The 25407-nt window shown below is 34.4% G+C and carries 28 protein-coding genes and 1 other RNA gene; 17 read left to right on the forward strand and 12 right to left on the reverse strand.

The window, feature by feature from the left end; translation table 11 throughout:
• Window positions 1-37 precede the first annotated feature (37 nt).
• The 3 genes from rpsO to EZJ43_RS12005 all read right to left on the reverse strand — a co-directional run bounded on the left by rpsO (window position 38) and on the right by EZJ43_RS12005 (window position 1246).
• Entirely contained in the window at window positions 38-322 is a 285-nt protein-coding gene (gene rpsO / locus EZJ43_RS11995) for a 30S ribosomal protein S15 (protein WP_133262962.1), read from the reverse strand.
• A 239-nt stretch (window positions 323-561) separates the two neighbouring features.
• Window positions 562-1038 (reverse strand): hypothetical protein, encoded by a 477-nt coding sequence (locus EZJ43_RS12000; protein WP_133262963.1) that lies wholly within the window; start codon window positions 1036-1038, stop codon window positions 562-564.
• Between the two features lie 4 nt (window positions 1039-1042).
• Window positions 1043-1246: a hypothetical protein gene (locus tag EZJ43_RS12005; RefSeq protein ID WP_133262964.1), complete on the reverse strand. Its 204-nt coding sequence runs from the start codon at window positions 1244-1246 to the stop codon at window positions 1043-1045.
• Between the two features lie 92 nt (window positions 1247-1338).
• Here EZJ43_RS12005 and EZJ43_RS12010 point away from each other — a divergent pair, with 92 nt between their 5' ends.
• Window positions 1339-1758: an acyl-CoA thioesterase gene (locus EZJ43_RS12010; protein ID WP_133262965.1), complete on the forward strand. Its 420-nt coding sequence runs from the start codon at window positions 1339-1341 to the stop codon at window positions 1756-1758.
• 169 nt (window positions 1759-1927) lie between these two features.
• Here the strand turns inward: EZJ43_RS12010 and EZJ43_RS12015 are convergent, their stop codons facing one another.
• From EZJ43_RS12015 to EZJ43_RS12030, 4 genes are all read right to left on the reverse strand, one after another.
• Window positions 1928-2248, reverse strand: coding sequence for a hypothetical protein (locus tag EZJ43_RS12015; protein ID WP_133262966.1), 321 nt, complete (start codon window positions 2246-2248; stop codon window positions 1928-1930).
• 132 nt (window positions 2249-2380) lie between these two features.
• Window positions 2381-5080 (reverse strand): DNA ligase D, encoded by a 2700-nt coding sequence (ligD, locus tag EZJ43_RS12020; protein ID WP_133263034.1) that lies wholly within the window; start codon window positions 5078-5080, stop codon window positions 2381-2383.
• A 153-nt stretch (window positions 5081-5233) separates the two neighbouring features.
• Window positions 5234-6550, reverse strand: coding sequence for a nicotinamide mononucleotide adenylyltransferase (locus EZJ43_RS12025; RefSeq protein ID WP_133262967.1), 1317 nt, complete (start codon window positions 6548-6550; stop codon window positions 5234-5236).
• A 160-nt stretch (window positions 6551-6710) separates the two neighbouring features.
• The gene (locus tag EZJ43_RS12030) at window positions 6711-7037 is read right to left on the reverse strand and encodes an Hsp20/alpha crystallin family protein (RefSeq protein ID WP_243718083.1); all 327 of its coding nucleotides are present in this window, start codon (window positions 7035-7037) and stop codon (window positions 6711-6713) included.
• 164 nt (window positions 7038-7201) lie between these two features.
• Here EZJ43_RS12030 and EZJ43_RS12035 point away from each other — a divergent pair, with 164 nt between their 5' ends.
• Window positions 7202-7690, forward strand: a complete 489-nt coding sequence (locus tag EZJ43_RS12035; RefSeq protein WP_133262968.1) for an acyl-CoA thioesterase — start codon at window positions 7202-7204, stop codon at window positions 7688-7690.
• A gap of 172 nt (window positions 7691-7862) precedes the next feature.
• Here EZJ43_RS12035 and EZJ43_RS12040 read toward each other — a convergent pair whose 3' ends face one another.
• Window positions 7863-8225: a dihydroneopterin aldolase gene (locus EZJ43_RS12040; RefSeq protein WP_133262969.1), complete on the reverse strand. Its 363-nt coding sequence runs from the start codon at window positions 8223-8225 to the stop codon at window positions 7863-7865.
• A gap of 112 nt (window positions 8226-8337) precedes the next feature.
• Here EZJ43_RS12040 and EZJ43_RS12045 point away from each other — a divergent pair, with 112 nt between their 5' ends.
• The 4 genes from EZJ43_RS12045 to EZJ43_RS12060 are packed head-to-tail and all read left to right on the forward strand — an operon-like array spanning window position 8338 to window position 11052.
• On the forward strand, window positions 8338-9528 hold the full coding sequence (locus EZJ43_RS12045) for an acyl-CoA dehydrogenase family protein (protein WP_133262970.1): 1191 nt from the start codon (window positions 8338-8340) through the stop codon (window positions 9526-9528).
• Between the two features lie 35 nt (window positions 9529-9563).
• Window positions 9564-9944 (forward strand): SRPBCC domain-containing protein, encoded by a 381-nt coding sequence (locus tag EZJ43_RS12050; protein WP_133262971.1) that lies wholly within the window; start codon window positions 9564-9566, stop codon window positions 9942-9944.
• A 27-nt stretch (window positions 9945-9971) separates the two neighbouring features.
• Window positions 9972-10787: a hypothetical protein gene (locus EZJ43_RS12055; protein ID WP_133262972.1), complete on the forward strand. Its 816-nt coding sequence runs from the start codon at window positions 9972-9974 to the stop codon at window positions 10785-10787.
• Between the two features lie 52 nt (window positions 10788-10839).
• Window positions 10840-11052 carry a hypothetical protein gene (locus EZJ43_RS12060; protein ID WP_133262973.1) on the forward strand — a complete coding sequence of 71 codons (213 nt, stop codon included), beginning with the start codon at window positions 10840-10842 and terminating at the stop codon, window positions 11050-11052.
• 71 nt (window positions 11053-11123) lie between these two features.
• On the opposite strand, the gene lysA is transcribed toward EZJ43_RS12060, so the two are convergent.
• Window positions 11124-12293, reverse strand: coding sequence for a diaminopimelate decarboxylase (gene lysA, locus EZJ43_RS12065; protein ID WP_133262974.1), 1170 nt, complete (start codon window positions 12291-12293; stop codon window positions 11124-11126).
• A gap of 399 nt (window positions 12294-12692) precedes the next feature.
• Complete coding sequence (locus EZJ43_RS12070; RefSeq protein ID WP_133262975.1) at window positions 12693-14006, reverse strand: aspartate kinase; 1314 nt, start codon at window positions 14004-14006, stop codon at window positions 12693-12695.
• Between the two features lie 265 nt (window positions 14007-14271).
• Here EZJ43_RS12070 and EZJ43_RS12075 point away from each other — a divergent pair, with 265 nt between their 5' ends.
• The gene (locus tag EZJ43_RS12075; protein ID WP_133262976.1) at window positions 14272-16008 is read left to right on the forward strand and encodes a phospho-sugar mutase; all 1737 of its coding nucleotides are present in this window, start codon (window positions 14272-14274) and stop codon (window positions 16006-16008) included.
• An 89-nt stretch (window positions 16009-16097) separates the two neighbouring features.
• Here the strand turns inward: EZJ43_RS12075 and EZJ43_RS12080 are convergent, their stop codons facing one another.
• Together EZJ43_RS12080 and EZJ43_RS12085 are read right to left on the reverse strand one after the other, a co-directional pair.
• A complete protein-coding gene (locus EZJ43_RS12080; protein ID WP_133262977.1) occupies window positions 16098-16922 on the reverse strand; it encodes a hypothetical protein in 825 nt (274 codons plus the stop codon).
• 347 nt (window positions 16923-17269) lie between these two features.
• Window positions 17270-17680 carry a hypothetical protein gene (locus EZJ43_RS12085; RefSeq protein WP_133262978.1) on the reverse strand — a complete coding sequence of 137 codons (411 nt, stop codon included), beginning with the start codon at window positions 17678-17680 and terminating at the stop codon, window positions 17270-17272.
• A gap of 298 nt (window positions 17681-17978) precedes the next feature.
• Between EZJ43_RS12085 and EZJ43_RS12090 the strand changes: the two genes are divergently transcribed.
• The 10 genes from EZJ43_RS12090 (at window position 17979) to EZJ43_RS12135 (ending at window position 25399) form a co-directional block, all read left to right on the forward strand.
• Window positions 17979-18263, forward strand: coding sequence for a hypothetical protein (locus EZJ43_RS12090; RefSeq protein ID WP_133262979.1), 285 nt, complete (start codon window positions 17979-17981; stop codon window positions 18261-18263).
• A gap of 153 nt (window positions 18264-18416) precedes the next feature.
• Window positions 18417-19187, forward strand: coding sequence for an MbnP family protein (locus EZJ43_RS12095; RefSeq protein ID WP_133262980.1), 771 nt, complete (start codon window positions 18417-18419; stop codon window positions 19185-19187).
• Between the two features lie 2 nt (window positions 19188-19189).
• Window positions 19190-20227, forward strand: coding sequence for a cytochrome-c peroxidase (locus EZJ43_RS12100; protein ID WP_243718084.1), 1038 nt, complete (start codon window positions 19190-19192; stop codon window positions 20225-20227).
• The gene (locus tag EZJ43_RS12105; RefSeq protein ID WP_133262981.1) at window positions 20190-21167 is read left to right on the forward strand and encodes a transporter; all 978 of its coding nucleotides are present in this window, start codon (window positions 20190-20192) and stop codon (window positions 21165-21167) included. Before EZJ43_RS12100 ends, EZJ43_RS12105 begins: the two co-directional genes overlap by 38 nt.
• 3 nt (window positions 21168-21170) lie before the next feature.
• Window positions 21171-21635, forward strand: a complete 465-nt coding sequence (locus tag EZJ43_RS12110; protein ID WP_133262982.1) for a hypothetical protein — start codon at window positions 21171-21173, stop codon at window positions 21633-21635.
• A 4-nt stretch (window positions 21636-21639) separates the two neighbouring features.
• Window positions 21640-21900 (forward strand): YHS domain-containing protein, encoded by a 261-nt coding sequence (locus EZJ43_RS12115; protein WP_207924622.1) that lies wholly within the window; start codon window positions 21640-21642, stop codon window positions 21898-21900.
• A gap of 162 nt (window positions 21901-22062) precedes the next feature.
• Window positions 22063-22710: an SCO family protein gene (locus EZJ43_RS12120; RefSeq protein WP_133262983.1), complete on the forward strand. Its 648-nt coding sequence runs from the start codon at window positions 22063-22065 to the stop codon at window positions 22708-22710.
• 118 nt (window positions 22711-22828) lie between these two features.
• On the forward strand, window positions 22829-23254 hold the full coding sequence (locus tag EZJ43_RS12125) for a c-type cytochrome (RefSeq protein WP_133262984.1): 426 nt from the start codon (window positions 22829-22831) through the stop codon (window positions 23252-23254).
• A 50-nt stretch (window positions 23255-23304) separates the two neighbouring features.
• Window positions 23305-23698, forward strand: an RNA gene (gene rnpB / locus EZJ43_RS12130) — RNase P RNA component class A.
• Between the two features lie 294 nt (window positions 23699-23992).
• Entirely contained in the window at window positions 23993-25399 is a 1407-nt protein-coding gene (locus tag EZJ43_RS12135; RefSeq protein WP_133262985.1) for a sigma-54-dependent transcriptional regulator, read from the forward strand.
• Window positions 25400-25407: the final 8 nt, after the last annotated feature.

Genomic DNA, 25407 nt, shown 5'->3' on the forward strand with positions numbered 1-25407 from the left:
ATTCTGTAAAGAATGGCTTTTATTGATAACATTGCGCTTATTTTTGTTTAATGATATCACGAAGCGATAAAGCTTTGATGATAGCACGATAGCGCTCAATATCTTTTTTGAATAAGTATGCCAAAATACCGCGGCGTTTACCTACCAATTTTTGAAGTGACAACTGCGTAGAAAAATCTTTACGATTTTTCTTTAAGTGTTCTGTCAAATGCGCAATACGGTATGTAAATAACGCTACTTGACCTTCTGCAGAACCCGTGTTGGTTTCTACTTCGCCGTGTGTTTTAAAAATTTCGGCTTTCTTTTCTGTACTTAAATACATTCTTGAATAATATTAAAGTTAAAATTAATTAATTTGATGCAAAGATAAGGTATTTTTTCTGATTTTAGAAAGAGGATAATTGATTAATTGCTAAACGGTTAAATTGCCAAGAAAATGAGCGTTCGCTAAACGATTGGAGTGGGTTTTTACTACCTCAGCATGACAGTATAATTTAAAGCCTGCACAATAAAAATATTTCCGCTAAGTTGGGTTTAAGAACTTTAAGCCAATAGGGAAAATTAAACCTTATTATTAATCCGCTCCAACTCTAAAACATCTAATTGATCTTTAGGTCGATTTGTTGCACGTTTATTATCAAGAAGATGGTTATAATGAAGAAATCTTGCTTTGATACCATTTATTTTATCAACAGTAGCCATTTGGAAATATTCATCAAATTTTCGCTTATCTAAACCAGGTATATCCGTCATTAAATCTGCATACATTCCATCATCCATCATTATTTCACAATAACCAGCAATAATAGGAACATCAATCAGCATATCATATCTACCATAACCCATTTCATCAATAGATTCTATCAAGTTTTTACGATTTTGAACAGTATCTCTCAAATAAATATCCAAATCTCCGGTAGTGCGATTGTAACCATATCTATTTACTGCAAAACCTCCAACAATTAGGTAATCTACATTATGTTTTTGAAAAGTTTGCAAAAGCAATAGCATCTCTGGGCTTTCCTTATCAAAAGACATAAAATTAGATGTTCGATTTACGAATAATTATACCTTTACCTTGAGGTGTTTTTAAGGGATTACCACCATTCATTTGCACAGATATGCGATTAAGATTTAACAACGCATAAAATTTTTGTTCGGCAGAACGATTTAAATAAATAGCCTCGCGTTCTGCAACTATGCTGTCGCGAGGAATATCCGAACTATATAATTTTAAACTGCCCATTACGTATCAAAAATACAAAAATTACATCGAATAAAAAATAAAGAAACGCCGCATTCTATTCTGTTGTGCAAAAATTCTACTTTTGCAAAACTATGATGACCAACCAATACAGCATTTTCGAAAGCGAATTACGTGTTCGCCCTGATGATATAGACATGTTTAACCACGTGCACAACAGCAAATATTTAGACTATGTGTTGGCTGCCCGTTACGAGCAAATGGAGAAATTTTATAATATGCCTTGGGAACATTTTACCAAGCTCGGTTTGGGTTGGGTTGTTAGTCGCGTAGAAATTAACTTTAAACGCCCTTTATTAATGAACGATTTGATGTTGATTAGAACAGGGATTTTAACCATGCACGATAAAGGATCTACTGTTCAATTTGAAATCATCAATAAAAAAACGAATAAAATTGCTTCTGATGGTATATTTGAATATGTATTGATTGATTTAAATACCAGCCGTGGTACAAAAGTTACAGAAGAGATGATTGAGGCTTATAGTATTTAATTGTTAGACATCGATTATAGCTAATAAATAAGAATTGTTAAAGAAGAAATTCCTTTGGCACAACGAGAGATGGCATTTAATTAAACAACGAAGAGCAGCATTTACTTATCAAAAAAAAACAAAATCAGCTAATTAAATACTGATTCTGTTTCTAAAATTTTATACTTTTTTACCTTCTAGGCCGATCAGCCGAATATGCAATAACATAAGTTGCATCTTTATTATATTCTATAGAACGCTCCTTTACAGGAATATTCGTGTAGCTCGAACTTAAAAGAAAAAGTACATGATCAGAGAAATCCAACATGGTTTTCGGCACTACTTGGGTGGAAACTGTTGGATAAAAGTTGCGCTCAATTTCTATACGTTCCGCATCCGTAACTTGACTAACTATCCAATTTTCAGTCGGTTTAATTCCGTTTTCTTTAGTAGAATTATTTAAATGATACAGGTAAATTTTAGCCTGTAGTGCAATTTTATCTTTATCCATAATTGTATTTATAGCAAAAAAGCTAGTGAAGAGTATAGTTTAATAAGAAGTAATAACGCCTAAGTTAACATTTATTATTTGCGCAATGTTATTTTCGTAGAAACTTATCAATAACAGATAAAAATAAGTTAATTAACCGAAAATACTTTTCGCTTTTTCGATAGCTTTTTTCAAATCGATCCCTTTTCCGAGCACGCCTTTAAATAAATCGCCTTTTTCTTTTAAACGGCTAATAGCATTAAAAATATTAAAATCTTGCATCTTTAAACCGGGCTTAACTTCATCCCAATTTAACGGCATAGAAACCGTTGCGCCAACTTTTGGCCGCAACGAATACGGACCAGCAATGGTAGCACCCGGCCTATTTTGCATAAAATCTAAATACATTTTGCCTTTTCTGTTGGCAATCATCCTTTCAAGAGAGGTAAATTCAGGGATTTGTTTTTGCACCAAAGTCACAATAATTTTTGCAAACATTTGGCTCTGATCGTAAGTATATTTTGCACCTAGCGGAATATAAATATGGATTCCTGTTGAGCCAGACGTTTTAGGAAATGAAGGAACATCAATGGCATCCAAAACTTTCTTAACTGCTAAAGCAGCTTCAATAACCTGATCGAAAGTTTGTTTATCAGGATCTAAGTCAATTACACAATAATCAGGATTATCGGGACTTTGAACCCGGCTAAACCAAGGATTTATCTCTATACAGCCTAACGATGCTATCCATAGTAAAGTAGCCTCATCATCTCCAACGGCATATTCTTTAGCTTCACCATCACCAGTTTGATAAGCAAATCGCTTTACCCAATCTGGCGCTTTCCCTTTAATATCCTTTTGGTAAAAACTTTTGCCATTTATCCCACTCGGGAAACGATTTAGGGATTGTGGACGATCTTTTAAATAGGGCAAAATATAATCTGCAACTTGATGGTAATAATTAAACATATCACGTTTTGTCACTTTATTTTCTGGCCAATAAACCTTACTTAAATTCGTAAACTTTAATTCTCGACCATTTATTTTGCGGATTTGCGTTTCATCCTTCGGGTTTAGCAGCGTTTTAGGTTCTTTCTTTTTAGGTGGTTTAATGGCTTCAGCATGTTTCTCAACTTTACCTTCATTTTCTTTAACGCTTTCTATTGGCAATTCTACTTCTCTCACTACATTTTTAGCATTTTTATCTTCTCTCATTCCTTGGAAAGATGGATGTCTGAAAACGCCATCATCGGTAATCTCGGTAAATGCAACTTCGCAAACGAGCTTGGGTTTAAGCCAAGTTGCTTTAGCATTCGGCGGCTTAGGCCTAAATCGAGATGGTTTGTTTACATCAGGAAGCGAATCAAATGGTGTTTCGGCAACAATCAAAGGTTTAAATAAATCCATCATTTCTTTTTGCACTTTCTCTGAAAATCCCGTTCCAACTTTACCCACGTATTGTAACCTACCCTTTTCATACACACCAAGCAAAAGCGAACTAAATTGCTTTGCGGTTGCCTCATTTTTAGTGAAACCCGCAATAACTACTTCTTGCCTTTTGTGTACTTTTATTTTAAGCCATTCTTTAGATCTTTTATCTGGATGGTAAAGCGAATCAGTTTTTTTGGCCATTATTCCTTCTAATCCCATTCTCGATGCTGCATCAAAAAAATCGATTCCACTGGTATTAAAAACTTTACTCATTCTAATGCGATCGTCATCTACAGGCAAAATTTCCTTTAAAATCGCTTGACGCTGATATAAAGGCAAATCCATTAAATTTTTCCCATCGTACCAAAGTAGATCGAACACATAAAAAATTAATTCCCCGTCGGCCTCGCTCCTCCAATTTTGCAAAGCGCCAAAGTTGCTTATTCCTTTATCATTTAGAACGAGGATTTCTCCATCCAACACCGCATTTATCTTACAGCTTTGCAAAAGTTCATAAATAGGATAGAATTTTTCGTTAAAAGATTTATTGTTTCTTGAGTTTAGCTCAACCTCTCCTTTATTTACGAAAGCCATTGCTCTGTAACCATCCCATTTTACCTCGTATTGCCAGTTTTCATCATCAAAAGGTTCATCAACCAAAGTAGCCAGCATGGGTTTAATACTTTTTGGGATGGATGATTTACTCGCTTGCTTAAGTAAAGAATCAACATCAACTTTTGTGATGGGCGATTTTAGTTTAGGCGCTACTACTTCCTTTTTATTTTTGGAACTTGATTTCTTCGTCGCAACTGTTTCTTCCATACCATCCTGCCAAACTGCATCAGCAATTTTTTCCATTTCTGCGATTGTTTTGCCAGACCGTACAGATTTATCTAGTTTGGTAATATCTTTTATAGAAGCAAAATCATCTTTATGCTTAATTAACAACCAACCGTTTTTGCCCATGCCATGGGTTTTAACCAACGCATATTCTCCCTGTAACTTTTGGCCGTGGAGTTTAATTTTTACCGATCCTTTATTGAGTTCTTCTAGTAAATATTTTTGTTGCGCTTTTTTACCCTTGATTGGCTCGATCGTCTCATAAGTGCCTTCATCCCAAACAATTACCGTTCCGCCACCATATTCGCCTTTAGGAATTGAGCCTTCAAATTCTCGATAATCATAAGGATGATCTTCCACCATCATGGCTAATCGCTTTATTTTCGGATCGGTTGATGGACCTTTTGGAACTGCCCAGCTTTTAAGTACGCCTTCCATTTCTAAACGGAAATCGTAATGTAAATGGGAAGCGGCGTGCTTTTGAATTACGAAAATTAGCTTTTCGCTATCTTTACTCGTGCCCGATTTTGGCTCTTTAGTTTTATTAAAATCTCTTTTTGATTCGTATTTTTTTAAACTCATCATCCATTGTATTTATTTTCAAAAGCAGTGAAAATATAACCAATTTTAGAAATGAATTGTTTTTCGGATTGATATCGAAGATTTAACAAAATAGCATAAAATACGAATTGAAAGTTGATATATATAGTTATACCATTTATCGCGTAATATAAACTACGCCGTATTTACCTCATCTTCGTCGTAATCTTTTATATCGGTTATGTAACCATTCACTAACAAAAAATCGAACAATGGTTTCGCTTCTGGCGTAATGGGCATATTCTTGGTGGTAATTACTTGGTTGGTTTTTTTATCTAAAAATGGGTAAGCAAACAGCCTCACGTTAGTGTTAAACATATCGTTTACGTAACTTAACAACTGTCCAGAATAGTTATCGCCAGTAAAGTTTGTAGAATTAAACACAAATTTTAAGTTGTTAATATTTGTAGCCATACCCACGCTTTTTGGTTTGCACCTACCTAAATATTTTGCTAAACGATTGTGGCGAGTAAAATTAGAAACAATAACAATGTTACCTGTATCACACATTTCTTGAGCACGCTTGGCAACAATTTCTAAATCAATATCATCGGGGGTTTGTTCGCCATCAGTTAATACATTGGTTAATAAAACCTCAATCATCATCGCCAAATTACCCTCTTCTACCTGGTTGGTGCGTTTAAATTGATCGGTAGCTTTATTAAACAAATTAAAGTTTGGTAATGATTTTTGACCATATTTAGTTCTTAAAATCATAATATCCTTTTTGTACAACAAATCTTTAGCCTGGCGGGGATGCGCATCAGCATCGAAAATTGCAGCGGCCGAGAAATCTTTCATAATCATGTATAGATTAAGTAGAATATTGTTCACCTCAGGAAAAGCAGGACCTTTTACGGAGATTAGATCAATTTCTACCGAACCGATGGTTAAATTATCAGCTAAGGACTCTACCATAATTTTTGGATCGTGATGGAGATAAAACGCAGCGTAAAGTAGGTTTACACCAATAATCCCCAAAACTCTTTGTTGCATGTTAACATCAGTGTCCAACAGGCGAACATGGAAAAATATTTCATTTGGTAAACCACCTGGTTCACTTTGAAAGCGCAACCCAACCCAACCATGCGGCTCGTTGTTGCGTTTAAAGTTTAGCGTAGTTACGGTATCGGCAAAAGCAAAAAAAGTACGCTTTTCATACTTCTCGCCCATTAAACGTTCATTAAGCAAACCAAACTCGTGATCGAGCATTTGCAAAAGTCGGTTTTGACTAACGTATCGACCAGAAGCTTCGGCACCGTAAATGGCATCACTAAAAGTCATATCATAAGCCGACATCGTTTTTGCTACAGTTCCAGATGCTGCACCAGCGTTAAAAAAGTTTCTCGAAACTTCCTGCCCCGCACCAATCTCTGCAAAAGTGCCATAAATTTGAGCATCGAGATTTATATTTAATGCCTTACGCTTCGTATCTAGAATTTCTCTTTCCATGCCGCAAAAGTACAAAAAATGATGCTAACGAAATTTGAAGTTCACAATATTTATTAATGCTCAGCCTAGGGCCTGAAAAAAATAAGGTTAACACCAACTTGGCGCTAACCTTATAAAAACCTAAACCACTATGAAAAACCCTCTTTCGAGAATACTTTAATTATGAAACTACAATTTCTTTATGTTGTAATTTCAAATTGTCTTTTTTACCTATATTGATGTTCAAAATACCATCTTTATATTCAGCAATTATTTTATCCCCATCGGCGGTATCAGGCAAATTAAACGACCTGGCAAATGAGCTGTAATCAAATTCTTTACGCGTAAAATCTTTTGCTACCTCGTCTCTTTTAACCTCTGCCCAAACCGATAGTGTATCTTTTTTCAAATTAATTTGAAAATCTTCTTTCTTCAATCCCGGGGCTGCAATGTCAATTAAGAAGGCAGTTTCATTTTCACTAATATTAAAATTAGGTGATTTATCCACAATTTATTTTTTGTTAAAGCATCGCTAAACAATGAATCAAAAACATTGTTAAAGTATGGAGCTGTGTTGCGGGTTCTGTTGTTAAAATTTACAAGTGTCATATCTCTAATTTTATTTTATTTGATAATTCATCCTATTCAACTTACATACCAATCCGATAAATTATGATTTTCAAGACATTTTGGCAAAATAAAAACATATCAACAGACAAACTGACCGATAATATCGTTTTTTCGAGCACATTCAATTACAAAACAAATGTTGCGACTCGATTTATAGATTTTGATATGTTCGGCCATGTGAACAACTCTGTTTATTTTACTTACCTAGAAGTCGCGAGAAGTAAATATTGGGAAGAAATAATAAAGTGGGACTGGAAAAAGACGGGTGTAGTAATTGCGCACGCAGAATTAGATTACATTTTCCCTATTTTAATGGAAGATAAAATTGCTGTGCACGTAAAAACATCAAGAATTGGCACCACCAGCTTCGATTTAGAATATGAGGTAATTAAAATAAAAGATAATGAAGAAGTGGTTTGCAGTAGAGGAAAAACTGTTTGCATTGCCATTAATTATTCCTCAAAAAGACCTACGGCCATACCCGAAGCCGAAAAACAAAGGATGATTAACTTTGAGCAAATAGCCCCCTAGCCCCCTGAAGGGGGAAATCGGCATGGTGGAAATTAAGGTTTGTAAAACCACCTTAACGTATTAAGGCTCAAATTACGAAGATGAAAGTTAAAGCGAGGTTTGTAAAATCACCTTAATTTATTAATGTTCAAATTACAGAGATGAACGTTAAACTTAAAGCGAGGTAAGATACTTATCGAGTATAATTTAACTTAACAAACGAATACCCAACCTCGCCCAACATTATAGGGTTCAATTTTTTAATGCTAACATTAATTGTATCAATAAAAGGATAAAATACTTTAATTTTAGTTACAATATTGTGTAGAACAGTTTCTAATAGCTTCTGCGTATTTTTCATTTCTTCTAAAATGATCGCATTTAATTCTTCATAATTTACAGTTTGGCTCAATTCATCGTCAAAACCAATAGGTATAAATTCGGTTTCTATATCTACTATAAAATTGCTCCCTATTAACTGTTCCTCAGGGTAAAAACCATGAAACGCAAAACATTTTACTTCCTTTAATGCAACAGTTTGTTTTAATTTAGTCATTAGCATATTTTATCTGTTCCAAAATTAATTTTTATTGGCGAAATTAAGGCCAATAAAGGTAAATTGTTATCTTTGGAGTAGATAATATCTTCAATTACGACAACTATCAAAAATGAGTAGATCAGAAAAAAAAGACCTTTACGAAGCACCAGATTATTATTTATTGGATGAATTACTAACCGACGAACACAAACTAATACGCTCTACAGCAAGAGATTGGGTTAAAAAAGAAGTTAGTCCGATCATCGAAGATTACGCACAACGAGGAGAATTTCCTAAACATTTAATTAAAGGATTAGGAGAAATTGGTGCTTTTGGCCCAACAATTCCGGTAGAATATGGTGGCGCAGGTTTAGATTACACTGCCTACGGTATTTTAATGCAGGAAATTGAGCGAGGAGATTCTGGAATTCGTTCAACGGCATCCGTTCAAGGCTCTTTAGTAATGTACCCTATTTATGCTTATGGTACCGAAGAACAACGTAAAAAATATTTACCAAAACTAGCCACGGGCGAAATGATGGGCTGTTTCGGTTTAACCGAGCCTGATCATGGTTCGAACCCGAGTGGTATGGTTACCAATATAAAGGATGCAGGGAGCCACTATATCTTAAACGGTGCTAAAATGTGGATCAGTAATGCGCCTTTTGCAGATATTGCAGTTGTTTGGGCCAAAGATGAATCGGGAAAAATTAGAGGTTTAGTAGTTGAGCGAGGAATGGAAGGGTTTTCTACACCCGAAACGCACAATAAATGGAGTTTAAGAGCTTCGGCTACTGGCGAATTAGTTTTCGACAACGTTAAAATTCCAAAAGAAAATATTTTTCCAGAAATTATTGGATTAAAAGGGCCGTTAGGTTGTTTAAACCAAGCTCGTTATGGTATTGCTTGGGGTGCAATTGGCGCAGCGATGGATTGTTACGATACTGCGTTACGCTATTCTAAAGAGAGAATTCAATTTGGCAAACCCATCGGAGGATTTCAACTGCAACAAAAAAAATTGGCCGAAATGATTACTGAAATTACTAAAGGTCAGCTTTTAGTATGGAGATTGGGCACTTTAAAAAGTGAGAACCGTGCAACTGCCGAACAAATTTCGATGGCAAAAAGAAATAGTGTAGAAATTGCATTGGATATTGCTAGAAACGCTAGACAAATGCTAGGAGGGATGGGCATTACAGGCGAATACTCAATTATGCGCCACATGATGAATCTCGAATCGGTAGTGACTTATGAAGGAACACACGATATTCATTTATTAATTACAGGTATGGATGTTACAGGGTTAAACGCATTTAAGTAAGATCAGGATTAGAATGATTTAAGGATTAATAGTTGATGAAAGATTACAAAAAATACATTTCAATACCAGCTTCGCCAGAAGAAGTTTATTTAGCTTTAACAAAAGACATTAGTATAAAACTATGGACTGGTGCAGAAGTTGAGTTTGAAGAAAAACCTGATACCGAATTTTCTTTTTGGGATGGCGACATTGTGGGTAAAAACCTCGAATTTGAAACCAACAAAAAAATTGTGCAACAATGGTATTTCGGAGAAAATGGAGAACCTTCAATTGTAACGATAAAACTTCATCCAGATAAAGATGAAACCTCTTTAGAATTTAGACAAACCAATATTCCAGAAGCCGACTACAAAGATTTTACTGAGGGAATAGAAGAATTCTTTTTAGGTGGTTTGGTTGATTTTTTTGAAGAATAATCCTATACGTTAGAAAAAAGCTGAAGTATGAGAAAAAAAATGATCTCCTTAGCTCTTTTTGCATCAGCATTATTCATGTTAAGCTCGTGCAGTACCTACCTTACTCCTGCAATACTCGGAAACAATATGGGTTATTTGCCGAAAGCAATGGTTGCAGACAGTTTGAAAGTGCTAACAAGTGTATCGGGCAGTTTTGCGGGCGCAGCATCGCCTGTATTGGGATCAGTTGCCTTTGAAATGGGCATGTTGAGCATCAATAGATCACATACTTTTAAAAAATTTAACATTTCATACGGTGTTTTTGGATACTTAGGTAAAGCAGAATTGGTTAGAGATGATAATTTTACATCTGGATCATCTGATTATTTACAATCTTTTAAAAAAAACATAAACGGACTTGGGTTAAGAACATCGGCTGGTTTTCATACTACTTCAACAAACGGAAATACTGATTTCAGATTTATTAACTGGGAAAATGCGATTAGCAATGAAAGCGGAGAATATGCTGATTTAAGAAGTGCTATTTATGATAATAATATTTATAAATATACCAATGTAACTAACAAAAATATAATTTGGACCACTGGACTATCAAGTGAAATAATCTGGAGGGCAAGACGAAACCATGATATTAAACATGCATTTAGATTATTTGTTGGTGGAAATCCTGGATTGGCCAGTAGCTTTAAGTATGATAAAGATGTTGATTCACATACCATAGGCGCTAGCTCCATCGGCTGGACTTTCAACTATTTTTTATCCGTGAAAAAATTTACGCTTAGTATTGAAACTGCTAATAACGTAAATTATGCCCAAAAGATTAGTGTTGGATATGCTTTTTAAAAAACATATTCCCAGCGGTTGTGTTTAAACTCTAAATCAAAACCTTAAAACCATGAATAAAACGTTAGGATTAATACTAATTGTAATCGGGATTGCGATGTTGGTTTGGACTGGCTTTAATTATACAAAAAGAGAAAAAATTGTTGATGTTGGTCCGATTCAAATTTCAGCTGATAAACAAAAATCGGTAAACTGGCCTCCATATATTGGCGGACTTATTGCAGTTGCGGGCGTAATCGTTCTTGTAACTTCGAAGAAGAAATAAAATAGCTGTCATGGTGAGCTTGTCGAATAACTTTTAAAAAAAATACGACAAGCTCAATGTGACGAGATTTTTTACATCTCGGTACTATAAACAGCTCTTATCTCATCCCTTAAATTATATTTTGAAGCCATAACTTCGCCATAAGCTCCTGTACTGCGTATGGCAAAAATATCACCTCTAAAAGTTTCTGGTTGTTCAACTTCTTTTCCAAAACAATCGGTGCTTTCGCAAATTGGTCCAACGATATCATACTTAACAATTGACGATTTTGGATTGACGATTTTAGATTGACTTAGATTTTCAATTTTATGATAAGCCTGATATAAAGCCGGACGCATTAATTCGGTCATTCCTGCATCTAAAACAACAAAATTTTTCTTCTTACCTTTTTTAATATAAAGTGCCTTTGTTATAAGCGAAGCAGATTGTCCAACCAATGCCCTTCCTAACTCAAAATGAACTTCTTGATTCGGCTTTACCTCTAAAAAATTGTTAAATATTTCAAAATAAGCTTCAAAATCAGGAATTTGATGATCTGGATTGTAGTAATCAATACCTAAACCGCCACCTACGTTTAAAACTTTTACATTAAATCCTCTATCCTCAAACCAAGCTGAAAATTCGTTTACGCGAATGCAAAGATTTTTATATACATCCAAGTTGGTAATTTGCGAACCGATGTGAAAGTGAATACCGATAAATTCGAGATTTGAACAAATTCTAAGCATTTCGGCACACTCTGGCAAATCCCAAGAATTAATACCAAACTTATTTTCATCTAAACCCGTAGTAATGTTATGGTGCGTATGTGCATCAACATTTGGATTAATACGAATGGCTACCTGCGCAGTTTTTCCTTTCGCACGGGCGAGGTCGTTCAGCACTTCCAATTCTTGAATAGATTCTACATTGAAGCAAAAAATATCTAAGTCTAAAGCTTCATTTATTTCCTTATCGGATTTACCAACACCTGCAAAAACAATCTTTTTATGGTCAAAACCTACTTCAACGGCTCTTCGAACTTCACCCGCGCTTACACAATCGGCGCCAAAGCCAATGGTTTTAATGTGCGCTAGTAAAACCGAATTAAAATTTGCTTTTAAAGCATAATGAATATGAAAATGATAAGGTTTTGCAGCATCTGCGCAACTGCGCAACGTTTTTTGCAACAAATCGGTATCATAATAATAAAATGGTGTTTCTATATTGTTAAACTTTGATATATCTTTATCGGCGAACATGTTCAAATTCCTTATTATAATTTTAATTTTATTCTTTGCACTAATTTATGTAGGCAACTACCTCGATCTTAAGCATGGAAGAATTACCCATAAACAGTATAATGGAAAAATTCGATTTTTTCTCGTGTTACTATTTATTGTACTATTTCTAATATTTGCAAGAAAACTGTAGCTTTTCAATTTTCAGAAAAATAATTATCAAATAAAAGTTAAGATCAATTCATCACTTACAAAAACGTATCTATAATGAAAATAGCCGCCTTCATATTTATCTTCACAATTATTTCGCTGGGTTTATATAATTCTTATCGCAAATACAAAAACAATCTGTTGCCAATAAATTTTTTAGCATTTCATTGCTTTATAGGTGTGCTGGTAATTATTGCTTCTTTCTTTCTACTATTCGAATAATCGATTGTGTAAACTTCGCAAAGCCTCAGTTTTGTATTCGCTTAATATTAGTAACGAAACATTATAGTTACTCCCTCCATAAGAAATCATACGGATTGGAATATGCTTTAAGCCATCTAACACACGACTCGCAAAACCGTGTTTTTCTGAACCAAAATCGCCCACAACGCACACAATGCTATGATCGGTATCAACTTCCACTGTTCCAAAACTTTCTAACTCTTCAATAATTTTATCTAGATTTTTGGTATCATCGATCGTTAAAGACACCGCAACTTCCGAAGTCGTTATCATATCTATCGGTGTTTTATAGCGTTCAAAAACCTCAAAAACTCTTCGTAAAAATCCATAAGCCAATAACATTCTGCTCGATTGAATACGGATTGCCGTGATACCATCTTTCGCAGCAATCGATTTTATTTTTCCTTTTTCGCTAGCATGACTAATCAACGTGCCGGAAGCGCTGGGCTCCATAGTATTTAATAAACGAACAGGGATTTTATATTTTTGAGCCGGAAAAACTGATTGTGGATGCAAAATTTTCGCCCCGAAATAAGCTAATTCAGCAGCTTCATCAAACGAAAGTTGCGCAATTGGTTTTGTACCTTTCACAATACGCGGATCGTTGTTATGCATTCCGTCAATATCTGTCCAAATTTGAACTTCTTCTGCCAAAATTGCAGCGCCCAATAAAGATGCTGTATAATCACTTCCGCCACGACGAAGATTATCAACCTCGCCAAAACTATTCCGACAGATGTATCCCTGCGTAATGAACAACTTGTTGTCTTTACTCTGCGCTAATAACGGTGTTAAATGCTTCGTTATAAATGGCACATCAGGCTCGTTATCCTCATCAATCTTCATAAAATCTAAAGCAGGTAGCAACACCGAAGGCACACCGATTGATTTTAAATAGATATGATACAAGGTTGTGGAAAGTAGTTCGCCCTGTGCTACAACAATTTTATCTTCAATAGAAGTGAAAATATCGTTAGCAAAAGTAGCTAAAAATCCAAAATGATAATCAATCACTTCATTCCCCTGTGCCCTAAACTCGCTTGCCGGCAAAAGTTCAATTACAAAATCCTTATATTTCGCATAGAGATTTTCAACGCACTGGCTACCCTTTTTCTTATCACCCGCTAAAAAATAATTTGAAATTTCTAACAAGCTGTTTGTTGTACCAGAAACTGCTGATAAAACTACAATCTGCGCCTCGTTTGGATTAATGATATCCAACAATTTCGTCATCCGCTCAGGACTACCTACAGAAGTACCCCCAAATTTTAATATCTTCATTTAATAGCTATGTTTTATTGGTAAGCGAAGTATCACAACTTATTAACTTTTAAGAATAGAAAAATTATTATGATTTACTTTTTTATACCGAAATATGTAATTTTCTTTATACTTGTAATCTGGCGTGAAATTAATCAAAATGCTGTTAAAAGCAACACACGTAACAAAATAAAATTTGGAACAATGTAATCAAAATTGAATTTGACCAAATATTATTAGAGTGAGGAGATGATAAAAGGAGCTAATAAATTTTAAAATATAAATAATGCAAGCAATAGATCAATCAATTCAAGTAGCCGTTAACCAATGGTTAAATGGAAATTACGACGAAAAAACAAAAGCGGAGATTCAAAATCTTATAGATATCAATTCCATTAGTGATTTAACAGATTCTTTTTATAAGAGTTTAGAGTTTGGCACGGGCGGTTTGCGTGGCATTATGGGCGCAGGTTCAAACCGCATAAACAAATACACCATCGGCACCGCCACCCAAGGTTTAGCCAACTTTTTAAATCAAAAATATAAGGGCGAGAAAATTAGTGTAGCCATTGCGCACGATAGCAGAAACAATTCTGATGTATTTGCTAATATTACTGCCGATGTTTTCTCTGCAAATGGCATACATGTATATTTCTTTAAGGCACTTAGGCCAACACCAGAACTTTCGTTTGCGGTTAGGCATTTCGGTTGCAAAAGTGGTGTTATGCTAACTGCATCACACAATCCTAAAGAATATAACGGTTATAAAGCCTACGGCGATGATGGTGGCCAGTTTACTTCACCCGATGATAAATTGGTAATTGATGAAGTAAATAAAATTAAAAGCATCGATGAGGTTAAGTTTAATAGAATAGATAGCAATGTTGAGTTAATTGGCGAAGAAATAGACAAACTTTATTTGGATGGAATTACGGCACTTTCTATGTCGCCAGATGCCATTAAAAGACAGCATGATTTAAAAATCGTGTACTCTCCTATCCACGGTACGGGCATTACTTTAGTACCAAAGGCATTAGCACAATTTGGGTTTACCAATGTAACCGTTGTTGAAGAACAAAGTGAGCCCGATGGTAATTTCCCCACAGTTGTTTATCCTAATCCTGAGGAAAAAGAGGCTTTAACTTTAGCAATGAAAAAGGCAAAAGAAATTGATGCCGATTTAGTTATGGCAACCGATCCGGATGCAGACCGAGTTGGTATTGCCGTAAAAGATAATGATGGCGAATGGCTTCTGTTAAACGGCAACCAAACCGGCAGTTTATTAATTAATTATATTTTATCGGCTTGGCAGGAAAAAGGAAAGCTTACAGGTAACGAATATGTGGTATCTACAATTGTAACTACTAGTTTAATTAAAGCAATATGCGATGCTAAAAACGTAGAATACTTTAATACTTTAACAGGTTTTAAATGGATTGGCCAAATTATTACCCAGTTAAAAGGTAAAAAAACCTTTATTGCAGGTGGCGAAGAAAGCTATGGTTACTTAATTGGCGATTTGGTACGCGATAAAGATGCAGTTGTTTCGGCTGCATTTATTGCCGAAATGACTGCTTATTACAAAGATAAAGGCAATAGTTTGTATGATGCGCTTTTAGATACTTACGTAGAATTTGGGTTTTATAAAGAAGATTTAGTTTCGCTTACCAAAAAAGGTAAAACCGGGGCCGAAGAAATTAAAGCCATGATGGAGAAGTTTAGAAACAATCCACCAGCTTCTTTAGGAGGATCGAAAGTGGCCATTTTAAAAGATTACGAATTAAGTCAAGAAACTGATTTAACATCTGGAAAAGTAACCAAATTGGATTATCCAGCATCGGATGTTTTACAATTTATTACCGCAGACGGCAGCATTGTTTCTGCGCGCCCAAGTGGTACCGAACCTAAAATCAAATTTTATTGCAGCGTAAATGCACCTTTGGCAGATAGAAAAGATTTTGCAGAGGTTAATAAAAAATTAAATGAAAAAATTACAGCTGTAATGGCCGATTTGCAGGCGTAATTTTAAAAAAACACAGATAAAATGGACACAGGTGAAAATTATTCATCTGTGTTTTTTAATATCTATTCTGATATTGTTAAAGTTAAATACTATTTAATTTCATCAATCGTATAATGCAAACCATCCTTCAAGGCAGGTAGGTTTTGCCAAACTATAGGCATCAAATTAAGAATCAAATTCTTATTCATTAGTAATTTTATCTTTCCTGTTGTTCCAATTTCATACGTAACCTCAAACTGATGCCTTTGATAATCTTGTAATATCAATCGCTTTTTTAAGGTGTCTAGTTCATAATGGTAATCAATCATTTCATCCTTATCCGTCTGAAATATAATGTAGTTATTTTTATGAAAGAATATTCTTTTGTAATTTTTAGAATCACCTTCAACTTTATAGGCGTTGTTAAAAATTGGCATCGAGTATTCATCATTCTTAAAGATGCCCATCAGATATGGATAACTAACAAATCCAATAATCAATACTAAAACACAAATTTTTATAACGTTATGATACAGCAAAGGCAACTTATTTGTATTATAACCCAGTTGCACTAATTTATTTTGGATAAACAAAGAATATAGTGGTTTTATAAATGGATATAAATTAAATAAGATAACCACCAATAAGAAGGCAGATAGTGTTTTAACTGAAATATCGAAACCTAAATTGATGATCAAAATATTTAAAACTATGCCTATTGCAAAGCAAAATCCTAATAAACGAGTTTTCCTAAAAAATAGAAATGCGGATGCAATAATCTCTATAGTTCCAAGTGCGATGTTGTAAAATTTAGATGTGCCCACTGTACTCCAAAACAGAATATCTTTCTCTAAATAACCAAAAGGCGTATACAGAATGTTAGCTTCTGGCGAAGAAAATTGCTGTAGAGCTATTTTATCAAGTCCATATTTCAATAAAATTAAACCGATATAATACGGTGATATATTAAAAAACAGCTTCCTTAAGATCGTTAACTTAATTTTAAATAGATGTAAAACTGAAATCAGAACAATCGAACTTAAGAAAAGAATGAGCAGCAATATATTAAGTGCAACAGTATCTGAGGAGAAATCTATGTTAGAAATGGCGTTTGGGAAAAACTGCTGTTGAATAATGTAAACCAGTTTTTCGAAAAGTATTAATGAAAATTGAAATTGGAGATCCTTACCATTTAGCGTTAAAGGAATAAAAACAAATGAAACTATGCAGAAAAGGTATATTACATCGAAAGAAAATATTTTGAGCCGATGCATTTTAAACTTTAATGTGCGTTTTTATCTATTATTGTTAATTTGTTGAAATTCACACCTCGGTAATTCTTAAGTAATGCTTTTTTCATTGATTTTTCATCTTTCAACTTAATGTATGGTTTGGATGATGCTAAACTTAAAGTATCTTTTCTATAAACCACCTTACTTATTTTCCCATCAACCTGATGCTCGGTGATTTTACAAACCACTAAATGGCCATTAACTTTAAAAACTGTATCTACTTTAGTATTATAACTCGTAACCAAACCGAAATTAGACTGATGTAGATCGAACAGATTATTTACTATTGCTTTTCTAAAATTTGATATATTCCCACTGTGGCTTTTATAGGATATGAGCTTTGTTTGACCATATCCTGTAAAACATAAACAAGTAAGCATGCTAATGAATATTGATTTCATATTTCTCCTCATATTATTAACTGATCTATTTAATCTTGGCTATCCTGAATTTAAAATTACAAAAACATTTGTGTAAACCACACTTATGGAGAATTTTTATTTAAAGATTAATTTTGTCAAAGTACTTTCAATATTTTAATATGAATCTTATAAAAGTGACATTTATTATTTTTTGTAGCCTTTCGCTTTGTACATTTGCTACGTAATAACTATGTTAAAGCGAGCAGTCATATTTCTCATCATTGTTTCAACAATTTCTAATTGTTTTATGCAATTACTTGTGTATTCTAGCTACACAATGAATAAGGAATATATCACATCAGTATTTTGTATCAACAAAGATCATCCTGAAGTACATTGTGATGGGCAGTGTTTTTTAGCTAAAAAACTTAAAGATTTAGAGGGAAAAAACAAACAGGTACAAGATAATCTAAAAAGAATAACCGAGGCTCAACCGCAATTTCAAGTATTAAATATTAACGTTAATCTTCCGTATTTCATTATAAATACAAATGTCGGCTATCTAGAAAAGCCTACCAAAAATTCATCCATCTCTATTTTTCATCCGCCTAAATTGGCATAAGTAAAGTTCATTTATCGCAATTTTTATCTGTTAGATTATATTTTTTTTAAGCCAATAACATGCTTAAAGAATAGTTGCGACTATATCCATTTTTTTGGCATCGATGTAAATAGATGGCCAATAATAATCTTTTACTTTTCCAATTTTAAAAAAATGAAAAAATCACATTACTTAATCGCTATTTTTTGTTCAATTATATTTATATCATCCTGTAAAAAAAATGAGGATGCAATTGCCACAGATACCAAAGGGCAATTTAGCATAGAATTTGAACACCAAGTTAACGGCACGGCGCTAGCTTTAAACACAACAACTTATAAGAATGCAAAAAACGAAGACTTTAAAATTAGCGTTTTTAAATACTATGTAAGCAATATTAAATTAAGCAAAGCTGATGGAACAAGCGTTTTACTACCAGAAAGTTACTTTTTAATTGACGAGTCTAAATCGGACTCTAAATTAATTACTTTACAAGATGTTCCGACGGGAGATTACACCAAAATTGAATATACAATAGGTGTAGATTATGCACGTAATTTTGCTGGTGCACAAACTGGTGCGTTAGATCCAATTAATGGCATGTTTTGGACATGGAATAGCGGATACATCTTTGTTAAAATTGAAGGAAGTTCGCCCCTATCTACAGCTGTAGATCACGCCTTAACGTTTCATATTGGTGGCGTTACAGATCCAAATAATACAATTAGAAAATTTTCTGCCGATATAAATACTGCAAATCCGTTAAGGGTAAGAGCAGATTCGAAACCAAAAATGCACTTTATCGTTAACGCAGCCAACCTATTTACGGGCACAACCGACGTTAGTTTTGCCACTACAAATTTTACAATGGGTGGCGATAAATCGGTTATTGTAGCCGATAATTATGCAAAAGGAATGTTCCGTTTAGATCACATTCACAACTAATTATGTTGAGGAAATTAATTGTCTTCGCAATGCTTTTTTTAAGCATTGCGTTGATGTATGCGTGTAGTAAAAATGAAACCGAATTATTGCCAACACAGGTAGATATAACTTTTACAGTGCCGGCAAATTTCCCTGCACCTACATATAATTTCGAAAACAATAAGCTAACAAATGCTGGTTTTGCTTTGGGCAGAAAACTATTCTATGAAGCTCGCTTATCCGCTGATAAAAGCATTTCTTGTGGCAGTTGTCACCAGCAATTTGCTGCATTTGCCAATTTAGATCATAAAGTAAGCCACGGTGTAAACAATTGCCAGGGAAAACGGAATTCGCCACCACTTTTTAATTTGGCATGGCAGAAAGGTTATTTTTGGGATGGAGGCGTTAAAAACATCGAAACAGTACCTCTAAATGCAATAGGCGATGTTTGCGAAATGAGTACCGATATACAATCCATTATTACATTTTTAAAAAATACACCACCATACCCTAATTTGTTTAAGCAGGCTTTTGGCGCTACGGAAATAAATTCTCAGTTGGTATTAAAATCATTTGCGCAATTTACTGCCGTTTTAGTTTCTGGCAATGCTAAGTACGATCAGGTTAGCCGTAAAGAAAACGGCGCAACATTTACGCCTGGTGAGCAAGCTGGATATTTACTTTTTAAAGAAAAATGTAGTTCTTGCCACAAAGAACCATTCTTTACCGATTTCTCTTATCGGAGTAATGGTTTGGATTTAACAAGCACCGATGAAGGCAGAGCGCACATTACTGGTGTTGAAACGGATATGGGCACATTTCGAGTACCTACTTTACGCAATATCGAATATACAGGCCCCTATATGCACGATGGCCGATTTTACAGTTTAGATGAGGTTTTAGAACATTACAACTCTGGCGTAGAACCTGCAGAAAATTTAGATCCTTTATTAAAAAACGGCATCGCATTGAGTGCAACAGAACAAAAACAAATTAAATTATTTTTAATAACCTTAACAGATCATGATTTCATCAAAAACACGCTATACAGTGAACAGTAAATTGCTCACTATAATTTTAGTTTTAATTTGCAGCAATGTTTTTGCTTGCGATATTTGTGGTTGCTACATGGGTATAACACCCTACTACAATCGCAACAGCATTAGTTTATTGTATCGTTACCGTTCATTTAATGGCTACGAAGGGCAATCTCATTCACTTTTTCCAAATGGGAGCAATTTTTTTATTCCAGCACGCAGCCAAGACGCACCAATTACTGGCCATAATGGCAATCCTCAAGATTACGAAGTTTATCGCTCGTTAGAAGTGCGTGGGAAATATTTCATAAATTCTCGCTTAGAAATTAATGCGATATTGCCTTATGTATCAAACAGCGAAAATTACAATGGATATACTTCTACAATTGGCGGTTTGGGCGATATAAATGTTTACGCCGGCTACCACATATTTCAGAAATTAGAAAATAATTTTAAGCAACAACTTATTGCAGGCATCGGCGTTAAATTTCCTACTGGGAATAACAATTTAAAAAATAGTGAAGGCATCCGGTATTCATCATTAACACAAGCAGGAACGGGTAGTACCGATGGATTTATTTACTTAAACTACTTAGTAGGCTTAGGTAAATTTGGTGCAAGTTTAAACACATCTTACAAAGCAAACGGTAAAAATTCTCGAGATGAAAGCATTGCAAATAGCACAACGAGTTTTCTTAACATCTTTTACAAACAAGCAATTGGTAAAGATGTTCAAGTGATGCCTTCATTACAGTTTTTTTACGAATATTCTGGCGGAGAAAAGTACCAAGGTGTAAAAACTGGCGAACATGTTATGAATAATTTAATGGGTGGAATTGGTGCCGATATTTTTTATAAAAATGTATCGTTAAATGTTGGTGTACAAAAAAATATTTGGGGAGCAGAAACAGATCATCCAATGAGTGCTGGAAAAGCATACGTTGGCTTGAGCTATAATTTTTAAAATATGAAAATAAGAAACGTAACATTTTTTGTGCTACTGATGGCATTTGGCGGATGTAAAACCCAGCCGGATGCAAAAGCAGTGCGTAAAGAAGTGCTAAACATCCACGATAAGTTGATGGTTGATGGCGAGAAAGTAATTAAAAATAAAATGACTTTAGATGCATTACTCGCATCTGATGCTATTAAATCTTTGCCAGATTCGGCCGTAAAAAAACAAACCATTAGCAATTTAATTAAAAAACTGAATAAGGCCGATGAAAATATGATGGATTGGATGCACTTTTTTAAAGATGATTTTAAAGGAAAAAATGAACAGGAGGATTTAGCATATTTTAAATCGCAAATGATAAAAATTCGTGATGTTGAAGATGGATACATTAAAGTCACAAAATCATCTGATTCGTTGCTTAAAATTTATAATATTACTGACGCTAAAGACGTAATCCATTCTACTCATAAACACTAAAAACATGAAAAAAATAAATATCACTACAATCCTAATTGGGCTTACAATGTTAGCGTTTAATGTAAACGCCAAACAATCCGTTAATATAACAAAAGAAACAGTTCAGGATTCTGTACAAAGTACCTTGGTAGATCCTGTTTGTAAAATGAAGGTTAAAGCAAATTCTGAAAAATCAACTGTTTATAAAAAGGTTACTTACCATTTTTGTAGCGAAAGTTGTAAAAATAAATTTGTAGCTGCACCAACAAAATACATTAAAAAATAATTAGCGAATTTTTGTATAGGTTGAATGTAGCCCAAACGTTTTGGCTACATTTTTTATTAATAGTCGTCGGTTAGCATCGGCGGTATAAAGTTTAAACGCTAAAATTTAAGTTATGAGAAAATTCAAACAATAACTTTCAGACTTAACATTTATATTTACACCATGAACAAAATTATCATTACAACTTCGATATGTTTAACGCTAATCATCTCACTATCCTCTTGCCAACAAGATAAAAAATTGCCATTTTATGGCGAGCGACATGCAGAAACCGTTCGGGATGCCGCAGGTATAGAGAAAATTGATACCGTTTATCAAACCATTCCAAATTGGTCTTTTTTAAATCAAGATAGTGTAGTTACCACCAACAAATTAACCGATGGCAAAGTTTATATTGCAGATTTTTTCTTCACCTCTTGCACAACCATTTGCCCTACAATGCACCGTAATTTATTAACGGTTTATAACGATTTTCAAAATAATCCCGATGTGATGTTCGTTTCGCATACTATTGATTTTAAGTATGATAAACCATCTGCCTTAAAAAAATACGCTAAAAAATTAGGCGTCGAAGGTCCAAGATGGACTTTTTTATATGGCAGTAAAGATAGTATTTACACCATCGCCGAAAAAAGTTACTTAGTTGCTGTTGGCGAGGATAATAAGGCTAAAGATGGCTACATTCACCAAGGTTATTTAGTTTTAGTGGATAAAGACCGACACATTCGAGGTGCTTATGACGGCACAAAAGTGGAGCAAGTGGATCAATTAAAGAAAGATATTTCAATTTTATTGGCTGAGAAAAAGTAAGCTTAATTTTAACTAACTTTTTGGTGCAAATTTTACAAATTCATTTATTTATAATTACTTCATAAATTTATACGAAAAGTACAGTCTGTATCAAAATGATTATGATTTAAAAAATACCATGCGCAAATATTTAATTTCTTCCGTTTTCCTGTTGGCAATAACTTCCATAATATATTCTTGCCAAAGCCAAGAAAAAATGGATTTGCAAAACTATATAGCTAGCGGAAGAGATATTTACATTGCAAAATGCCAAAATTGCCATGGCGAAAAAGGAGAAGGTTTAGGTGAGTTGGCGCCTCCATTAACTGATAGTTTGTTCATAAAAGCAAACAAAAGTAGGTTGGCGTGTTTTGTAAAAAATGGTGTTAATGAACCATTGGTAGTGCACGGAAAAGAATATAAGGAGAAAATGCCAGCATTCCCCGAACTCACAAATATAGAAGTTGCGCAAGTTTTGGTATTTATTACAAACTCTTTTGGCAATAAGGAAGGTTTTTACAGTTACGACCAAGTAAGTGCAGATTTAATAGATTGCAGGAAATAATTTTGAAGCTTTGTATCGGTTTTTAATCTAAATCATTCATATTTGTAAAAAATGCAGGTTGTTCTATCGCTGTTCCAATTTAGTTGGGAGAGAGGAAAGTCCGGGCAACGTAGGGCATCTCGCTTTCTAACGGAAAGGAATTTAGGATTGAAAACCTGAATTACGGAAAGTGCAACAGAAAATATACCGTCTTGATTTATCGAGATAAGGGTGAAAACGTGCGGTAAGAGCGCCCGACAATTGTAGGCGACTGCAGTTGATTGTAAACCCCGAGAGTTGAAAGACCAAATAGGCTAACATCCTAGTTTTAATTAGGATAAAGGGCTGCCCGTCCGATGTTAGTGGGTAGGTCGTTAGAGATAGACGGCAACGTTTATAGTGGATTAATGATAGAAATTCTAAGCAATTAGAAAACAGAACCCGGCTTATAGACCTGCATTTTTTAAAAAATCCAATCGTCATGCTGCAATTTTTTCAGCATCTTAATTGCATAGAACACCCTAATAAAATTGGCTAAATCTTGCTAATGTGCCGTTAAATCAATTAAAATCATCAAAAATGATTCACTAAGCCAAATGCATATTTAAGAAATTTGCAACCATTCAATCCTTCAACCCTAACGATAAAAATTTTTTGTTTTTACAACGCTTAACACGCAAATTATTGTATTAAAAACTATACATTAATTAAAAAACAATATATTCGCATAATCATAGAAAGCAAAAACTAAAATATCGAATGGCAAAACTATTAATAATCGACGACGAGCGGGCAATAAGAAGCACTTTAAGAGAGATTCTGGAGTACGAAAATTACGAAGTTGAAGATATCGATAATGGTATTGATGGACTAGAAATGATCAAAAAAACAAATTTTGATCTGGTTTTATGTGATATCAAGATGAATAAAATGGATGGTATGGAAGTGCTTGAACAAGCACAAATTATCAAACCAGATCTTCCTTTTATTATGATTTCCGGTCACGGAACAGTTGAAACTGCTATAGAAGCCAGTAAAAAGGGCGCTTTCGACTTTATTTCTAAACCACCAGATTTAAATCGCCTATTAATTACGGTAAGAAATGGTTTAGACCGTGGAAATTTAGTTACCGAAACCAAAGTTTTAAAACGCAAAGTAAGTAAAACACGAGAAATATTAGGTAATTCTGAAAGCATTTCGAAAATTAAAGAAACGATTGAACGCGTTGCACCAACAGAAGCCAGGGTTTTAATAACTGGCGCAAATGGCAGCGGTAAAGAACTGGTTGCCCGTTGGTTACACGAAAAATCTAACCGCGCAGATAGTCCATTAATTGAGGTTAACTGTGCAGCAATTCCATCTGAGTTGATTGAAAGTGAACTTTTTGGGCACGAAAAAGGGTCGTTTACATCAGCAGTTAAGCAACGTATAGGTAAATTTGAGTTGGCCAATGGTGGAACTTTATTTTTGGATGAAATTGGCGACATGAGCCTTTCAGCGCAAGCAAAAGTGCTTCGTGCTTTGCAAGAACATAAAATATCGAGGGTTGGTGGCGAGAAAGAAATCGAAGTAAATGTTCGGGTTTTAGCCGCTACAAATAAAGATTTATTAAAAGAAATTGAGGCCGGTAACTTCCGTATGGATTTATACCACCGTTTAAATGTGATCAATATTCATGTACCACATTTAACAGAGCGGACTGATGATATTCCTGTTATTGCGCAAAATTTTTTAGAAAACATTTGTAATGATTATGGTATGCCAATAAAGAAAATTAATGACGCCGCCATGAGTGCCCTGAAAGCTTTACCTTGGACAGGTAATGTGCGCGAATTACATAATATGATTGAGCGCTTGATAATCTTAAGCGAGAAAGTAATTACCGAACACGATGTACGTGCATTTGCAAACCCTGGAGGTGGCACAAATATCGGTGCGAGCAGCAGTGTACAAATTGCAAATTCTACAAACGGTTCTGGATTATCTTCTTCTTTCGATAGCTTTAATAATTTTCAAGATTATAAAGACAATGCCGAGAAAGAGTTTATTAAGTTTAAGCTAGAGAAAAACAATTGGAACGTATCTAAAACGGCCGATGAAATTGACATTCAGAGAAGTCATTTATATAGTAAAATTGAGAAGTTTAGCCTAAAAAGGGCTGAGTAAAATTAGTG

The organism is Pedobacter changchengzhani (assembly GCF_004354365.1).
In the GTDB taxonomy this organism is placed as follows: Bacteria; Bacteroidota; Bacteroidia; order Sphingobacteriales; family Sphingobacteriaceae; genus Pedobacter; species Pedobacter changchengzhani.

Coding starts and splice junctions, on each gene's coding strand:
- EZJ43_RS12075 (WP_133262976.1), top strand. CDS start 14,272: ATGCAAGCAATAGATCAATCAATTCAAGTAGCCGTTAACCAATGGTTA.
- EZJ43_RS12070 (WP_133262975.1), bottom strand. CDS start 14,006: ATGAAGATATTAAAATTTGGGGGTACTTCTGTAGGTAGTCCTGAGCGG.
- EZJ43_RS12095 (WP_133262980.1), top strand. CDS start 18,417: ATGAAAAAATCACATTACTTAATCGCTATTTTTTGTTCAATTATATTT.
- EZJ43_RS12040 (WP_133262969.1), bottom strand. CDS start 8,225: ATGACTAAATTAAAACAAACTGTTGCATTAAAGGAAGTAAAATGTTTT.
- EZJ43_RS12125 (WP_133262984.1), top strand. CDS start 22,829: ATGCGCAAATATTTAATTTCTTCCGTTTTCCTGTTGGCAATAACTTCC.
- EZJ43_RS12115 (WP_207924622.1), top strand. CDS start 21,640: ATGAAAAAAATAAATATCACTACAATCCTAATTGGGCTTACAATGTTA.
- EZJ43_RS12045 (WP_133262970.1), top strand. CDS start 8,338: ATGAGTAGATCAGAAAAAAAAGACCTTTACGAAGCACCAGATTATTAT.
- EZJ43_RS12035 (WP_133262968.1), top strand. CDS start 7,202: ATGATTTTCAAGACATTTTGGCAAAATAAAAACATATCAACAGACAAA.
- EZJ43_RS12120 (WP_133262983.1), top strand. CDS start 22,063: ATGAACAAAATTATCATTACAACTTCGATATGTTTAACGCTAATCATC.
- EZJ43_RS12135 (WP_133262985.1), top strand. CDS start 23,993: ATGGCAAAACTATTAATAATCGACGACGAGCGGGCAATAAGAAGCACT.
- EZJ43_RS12015 (WP_133262966.1), bottom strand. CDS start 2,248: ATGGATAAAGATAAAATTGCACTACAGGCTAAAATTTACCTGTATCAT.
- EZJ43_RS12090 (WP_133262979.1), top strand. CDS start 17,979: ATGAATAAGGAATATATCACATCAGTATTTTGTATCAACAAAGATCAT.
- EZJ43_RS12085 (WP_133262978.1), bottom strand. CDS start 17,680: ATGAAATCAATATTCATTAGCATGCTTACTTGTTTATGTTTTACAGGA.
- EZJ43_RS12060 (WP_133262973.1), top strand. CDS start 10,840: ATGAATAAAACGTTAGGATTAATACTAATTGTAATCGGGATTGCGATG.
- EZJ43_RS12110 (WP_133262982.1), top strand. CDS start 21,171: ATGAAAATAAGAAACGTAACATTTTTTGTGCTACTGATGGCATTTGGC.
- EZJ43_RS12000 (WP_133262963.1), bottom strand. CDS start 1,038: ATGTCTTTTGATAAGGAAAGCCCAGAGATGCTATTGCTTTTGCAAACT.
- EZJ43_RS12010 (WP_133262965.1), top strand. CDS start 1,339: ATGATGACCAACCAATACAGCATTTTCGAAAGCGAATTACGTGTTCGC.
- lysA (WP_133262974.1), bottom strand. CDS start 12,293: ATGTTCGCCGATAAAGATATATCAAAGTTTAACAATATAGAAACACCA.
- rpsO (WP_133262962.1), bottom strand. CDS start 322: ATGTATTTAAGTACAGAAAAGAAAGCCGAAATTTTTAAAACACACGGC.
- EZJ43_RS12005 (WP_133262964.1), bottom strand. CDS start 1,246: ATGGGCAGTTTAAAATTATATAGTTCGGATATTCCTCGCGACAGCATA.
- EZJ43_RS12050 (WP_133262971.1), top strand. CDS start 9,564: ATGAAAGATTACAAAAAATACATTTCAATACCAGCTTCGCCAGAAGAA.
- ligD (WP_133263034.1), bottom strand. CDS start 5,080: ATGAGTTTAAAAAAATACGAATCAAAAAGAGATTTTAATAAAACTAAA.
- EZJ43_RS12055 (WP_133262972.1), top strand. CDS start 9,972: ATGAGAAAAAAAATGATCTCCTTAGCTCTTTTTGCATCAGCATTATTC.
- EZJ43_RS12100 (WP_243718084.1), top strand. CDS start 19,190: ATGTTGAGGAAATTAATTGTCTTCGCAATGCTTTTTTTAAGCATTGCG.
- EZJ43_RS12105 (WP_133262981.1), top strand. CDS start 20,190: ATGATTTCATCAAAAACACGCTATACAGTGAACAGTAAATTGCTCACT.
- EZJ43_RS12025 (WP_133262967.1), bottom strand. CDS start 6,550: ATGGAAAGAGAAATTCTAGATACGAAGCGTAAGGCATTAAATATAAAT.